Genomic DNA, 4,802 nt, shown 5'->3' with positions numbered 1-4,802 from the left:
CACCCGCTGACACCGATGACCGACGCCAACCTGGTCCGTGTGCTCGGCGCGCAGACTCGCCACGACGTGGGCCTGATCGACTACGCCACGCTGCGCCAGGGCGATGCCGCCGTCACCGCGCGCATCGAGGCGCTCAAAGCCGAGGGCGTCGGCATCGCGATCTGCGACGCCATCGATAACGAGGACCTGTTCGTACTGGCGCGAGCCTGCCACGACCTGCCGCTGGTGACCGCGGGCTCCGGCCTAGCGCTGGGGCTGCCGGCCAACGTCGCCGAGCGGCTCGATCACACCCGGGATGCCGCCCGGCTCGAGCCCATCGCCGGTCGCGAGGCGGTATTGAGCGGCAGCTGCTCACGGGCCACGCTGGCCCAGATCGAGCACGCCCGGCAGCACATGCCGAGCGTTCACCTGGATGCCCTGGCGCTGGACGACGACTATCAGGGCGTCGTCGATGCGGCGCTGGCGCATGCAGAGGCACATTTCGTCGCCGATGCCGGCAACCGCAACGCGCCCGGCCCGGTGCTGATCTACGCCAGCGCCTCGCCGGAGGAAGTCCGCCGGGCCCAACAGCGGCTCGGCGTGCAGGAAGCCGGCGAGCTGGTCGAGCGCGCCATGGCCGAGATCGCCGCCGAGCTGGTCGGCCGCCTCGGCGTGCGCCGGCTGCTGGTGGCCGGGGGCGAAACCTCCGGCGCCGTGGTCACCGCCCTCGACGTGAAGGGGCTGCGGATCGGCGAGAGCATCGATCCCGGCGTACCGTGGACGACGACGCTGGGTACCGACGAGCCGCTGGCGCTGGCGCTCAAGTCCGGCAACTTCGGCGCCACCGATTTCATGACCAAAGCCTGGAAACTGATGCCATGACTGCGATCCACACCTCGACATCATCCATCGAAAACCGCCTGCGCGAGGAGATCGCCGAGATCGGCCGCTCGTTTCGCAACCTGGGCATGGCGCCGGGCACCTCCGGCAACATCAGTGCCAAGCTCGACGACGGCTGGCTGATGACGCCGACCAATGCCAGCCTCGGCGCACTCGACCCGGCGGAGATCTCCAAGCTCGACTGGGACGGCAACCTGCTGGCCGGCAAGCCGCCGACCAAGGAGTCGTTCCTGCACCGGGCCTTCTACGAACAGCGCCCGGATACCGGCGGGATCATCCATCTCCACGCCACGCACTCGGCGGCGGTGTCGTGTCTCAACGGACTCGACGAGCACTCCTGCCTGCCGCCGATCACGCCCTACTTCGTGATGCGGGTCGGCCGTCTGCCGCTGGTGCCCTACTACCGACCCGGCGACGCCGCGCTGGGCGATGCCGTACGCGACTACGCCGCGGATCACGCCGCCGTGCTGCTGGCCAATCACGGCCCAGTCGTCGCGGGCAAGACCCTGGAAGCGGCGCGCAACGCCATCGAGGAGCTCGAGGAGACTGCCAAGCTCTATCTGCTGCTGCGCCAGCACGATGTGCGCACGCTGAACGAGAAAGAGATCGACGAATTGCGCGACGCCTTCGGCGCCCAGTGGTAAACGGGCGCCTCGCAGCGTCACGTCACGATCGACCGAATCACCGAGGAAATCAGGCCATGCCGCGTTTCGCTGCCAATCTCAGCATGATGTTCAACGAAGTCCCGTTCATGGAGCGCTTCGCCAGGGCCGCCGCGTGCGGCTTCGAGGGCGCCGAGTTCCTGTTCCCGTACGACTTCGAGCCAGAAGCGATCGCCGCCGAGCTCGAGCGTCACGGGCTCGAGCAGGTGCTGTTCAACCTGCCACCCGGCGACTGGGCCGCCGGCGAGCGCGGATTGGCCGCGCTCCCTGGGCGCGAGGCGGAATTCCGCGACAGTGTCGACACCGCGATCCGTTACGCCAAGGCGCTGAACTGCCCCCGCCTGCACGCCATGGCCGGGCTCATTCCGGCGTCAGCCACCAATAATGTTTCACGGGAAACATTCGTCACGACCGCGCGCAAGGTCTACCTGGAGAATCTGCGCTTTGCGGCCAGGAAGTGCGCCGAGCACGACCTGACGCTATTGATCGAGCCGATCAATACTCGCGATATGCCAGGCTATTTTCTCAACCATCAGGCCGATGGCCACGCGATCGTTGATGAGCTGAACGAGCCCAACGTCAAGGTGCAGATGGATTTCTATCACACCCAGATCATGGACGGAGATATCTGGAAGACCTACCAGCGCCATCGCCACGGGGTGGGTCATATTCAGATCGCCGGCGTGCCCGAGCGGCACGAGCCGGACACCGGCGAGGTCAACTATCCGTGGCTGTTCGAGCAGCTCGACCAGGCTGGGTACGACGGCTGGCTCGGCTGCGAGTACAAGCCGCGCGGTGACACGGAGGCGGGGTTGGGGTGGTATCGCGCCTGGCAGCAGCGCTGACAGACGGGGATCAATCGCCCTCGATCAGCCGGATCCCTTCGTCTTCGATGATGATCCGGCGCTGCTTATAGAGCCGGCCGATAGCCTGCTTGAAGGCGTTCTTGCTGACGCCGAGGCGCGCCTTGATGACGTCCGCCGGGCTCTTGTCACCCAACGCCAGGAAACCGTCGTTGGCGGCCAGCGCGGCCAGCACCTTGTCCCCGACGAGATCCAGACGCGCCTGCCCCGGCGGTAGCAGCGACAGATCCAGCCGGGCGTCGTCACGCACGCGACGCACATAGCCTTCCATGCGATCGCCGCGGCGCAGCGGGCGCGACATGTCGTCCTGGTACAAAAGCCCCCAGAAGCGGCTGTTGACCACCGCCTTGGCACCGAGATCGGTCAGGTCGGCGATCACCAGCGAGACCCGATCGCCCGCCTTCAGCCCTTCCGATTCATCCTGCAGGAACTTGTCGAGCTTCATGCTGGCCACCGGACGCATGCGGTCGTCGACGTAGATCATCACCAGCACCCGTTTGCCTTCGTCGGGGCGAAAGCGCTGCTCGCCGAACGGCAGCAGCAGATCCTTGGGCCGCCCCCAGTTCAGGAAGGCGCCGATATCATTGACCTTGGTCACGCGCAGGTAGGCGACGTCGCCCACGTTGACCTGTGACTCGGCAGCGGGCGGGGAATCGGCGGAAGCGTCGTCCCGAGGGTGGCGGGGCATGGCGTACTCTGGCTGGCAAGCGGTGGTTGGGATGTCGCCATTATGGCGGGCGCGTCGGCGCGGAGCAAAGACGGGCAGTCGCGGGAGCCGAAGCGGCACACTTGACCACGATCTCCGTCGCCACTCCCCATCCATGGGAAGAAGGTTTACACTTCAGCGCCACACCATGACTTCGACCTTCGTATCAATCCCATCGATAGTCGAATTCACTACGCGTGATTAGCAGACTAAAGAGTTGCCTCCCATAATGTCGTCATCGGTCAAGGCCGAGAGGCCATAAAAAAGACATTATCTGGAGGTAACGCCATGAAAACTCGCATTCTCGCAGCCATCGCAATCGCCGTCGCCCTGCCCACCGTCGCCCAGGCCAACAGCCTCGTGGCAGAGCGTCACTTCGATCAGCAGAGCGAAGCGCTCAGCATCGAGCAGACCGCACAGTATCACGCGCTGCCGACCCGCTATAGCGTCGACACCGTCACTGGTGGTCACAGCGCCGCTGCCGATCAGTCCCTGCAGAACGTTGCCGACTCGACTCAACTGAGCACCGACGTTCACCCGTCTCGCAACGGCCTGATCGGTGAAGGTCAAAGCGATGCCGCAGGCCAAGCACTGCAGAACGCAACGCAAACCGTCAGCAATGACCAAGGCAATGTCGAAGTGAACTTCGCCAGCCTGTGAGTCTCCGCCTTCGGGCATGAAGACAGCGCTAGTCCATCAAGGGAGCCTATGGCTCCCTTTTTGGTGTTATGCGCTGCCACATCGAAGAATTTCAGATATCCCAGCCGCCATCATTCGCATTGATAGTTTATTTCACGGCATTCGATTTTTGTTAGACGGCTAACGGAACCATAATGACATCACAGGTCAAGGCCAAGAGCCAGACACCAAAACAGATGATCATTGGAGGCAACACCATGAAAACTCGCATTCTCGCAGCCATCGCTATCGCCGTCGCGCTACCCGCTGCCGCCCAGGCCAGCGATGCCACCAGCGCCCTCTTCGACGCACAGCGTGAAACGCTCAACCTCGAGCAGACCGCGCAGTACCAGACGCTGCCGACTCACTACAGCGTCGACACCGTGATCGGCGGGCACAGCGCCGCGGCCGACCAGTCGCTGCAGAACGTCGCCGACGCCACGCAACTGGCCACCGACATCTCGGCAAGCCGCAACCCGCTGGTCGGTGAGGGGCAGAGTGACGCCGCTGCTCAAGCGCTACAGGGCACCGGACAGTTCGCCCACGACCCACAAGGCAACGGCGAGGTCAGCTTCACCACGCTATAAGCTCGCCCCTCGCAGCACCAACGCAACAGCCGCCGGCCCAGGCCGGCGGCTTGTCGCTCCCCCACGGGATCGCCCATCCGCTTCACCTTGCCTCTTACCCCTTGCCTCTTTCCTCTTAGCTCTTCCCTCTTACCCCTTACCCCTTACACCTTACCCCTTACCCCTCATTATCCATTCCTCTGCCCCTGCCCGTCGTGACGCCGCCCGCCGCGGACGTTTTATGGGCGGTCATGATCCCTGTGGAGGCGAAGATGATTTGAACTCATCCACCCAACATACGTCATACAAAATAGCTTTGGCCTTGCAAAAAATGTCAAGGAAATCGGACACAAAAAATGCTCTCTCCTGCCGATGAAATTTGGCTAAGCTGAATGTAAGCAAATATTAACGAATCGAAACACAGCTTGAATGACTCATGACCAGCATG

General features: G+C 63.6%; 6 protein-coding genes. 5 read left to right on the top strand and 1 reads right to left on the bottom strand.

Annotated features, from left to right (window positions below; translation table 11 throughout):
• The 3 genes from AC3AYF_RS18340 to otnI all read left to right on the top strand — a co-directional run.
• Positions 1 to 861 (top strand): four-carbon acid sugar kinase family protein (locus AC3AYF_RS18340; protein ID WP_487780149.1); only part of this gene is annotated, 861 nt, incomplete at its 5' end.
• Complete coding sequence (otnC, locus tag AC3AYF_RS18335) at positions 858 to 1,523, top strand: 3-oxo-tetronate 4-phosphate decarboxylase (RefSeq protein ID WP_295036970.1); 666 nt, start codon at positions 858 to 860, stop codon at positions 1,521 to 1,523. The genes AC3AYF_RS18340 and otnC, both read left to right, overlap by 4 nt.
• Before the next feature lie 56 nt (positions 1,524 to 1,579).
• Positions 1,580 to 2,386, top strand: a complete 807-nt coding sequence (otnI, locus tag AC3AYF_RS18330; protein WP_295036973.1) for a 2-oxo-tetronate isomerase — start codon at positions 1,580 to 1,582, stop codon at positions 2,384 to 2,386.
• A 10-nt stretch (positions 2,387 to 2,396) separates the two neighbouring features.
• On the opposite strand, the gene AC3AYF_RS18325 is transcribed toward otnI, so the two are convergent.
• Positions 2,397 to 3,092, bottom strand: a complete 696-nt coding sequence (locus AC3AYF_RS18325) for a CvfB family protein (protein ID WP_295036976.1) — start codon at positions 3,090 to 3,092, stop codon at positions 2,397 to 2,399.
• A gap of 306 nt (positions 3,093 to 3,398) precedes the next feature.
• On the opposite strand from AC3AYF_RS18325, the gene AC3AYF_RS18320 reads away from it, so the two are divergent.
• The gene (locus tag AC3AYF_RS18320; protein WP_295036979.1) at positions 3,399 to 3,770 is read left to right on the top strand and encodes a hypothetical protein; all 372 of its coding nucleotides are present in this window, start codon (positions 3,399 to 3,401) and stop codon (positions 3,768 to 3,770) included.
• 236 nt (positions 3,771 to 4,006) lie between these two features.
• On the top strand, positions 4,007 to 4,375 hold the full coding sequence (locus tag AC3AYF_RS18315) for a hypothetical protein (RefSeq protein WP_295036982.1): 369 nt from the start codon (positions 4,007 to 4,009) through the stop codon (positions 4,373 to 4,375).
• Positions 4,376 to 4,802 lie beyond the last annotated feature (427 nt).

The sequence above is a fragment of the Salinicola sp. genome (genome assembly GCF_982684285.1).
The sequence above is the reverse complement of the archived record's forward strand: the minus strand, read 5'-3'. Positions and strand labels throughout refer to the sequence as shown.

Bases quoted from the DNA above. Each gene is read 5' to 3' on its own strand.
- otnC (WP_295036970.1), top strand. From the start codon at position 858: ATGACTGCGATCCACACCTCGACATCATCCATCGAAAACCGCCTGCGC.
- otnI (WP_295036973.1), top strand. From the start codon at position 1,580: ATGCCGCGTTTCGCTGCCAATCTCAGCATGATGTTCAACGAAGTCCCG.
- AC3AYF_RS18325 (WP_295036976.1), bottom strand. From the start codon at position 3,092: ATGCCCCGCCACCCTCGGGACGACGCTTCCGCCGATTCCCCGCCCGCT.
- AC3AYF_RS18320 (WP_295036979.1), top strand. From the start codon at position 3,399: ATGAAAACTCGCATTCTCGCAGCCATCGCAATCGCCGTCGCCCTGCCC.
- AC3AYF_RS18315 (WP_295036982.1), top strand. From the start codon at position 4,007: ATGAAAACTCGCATTCTCGCAGCCATCGCTATCGCCGTCGCGCTACCC.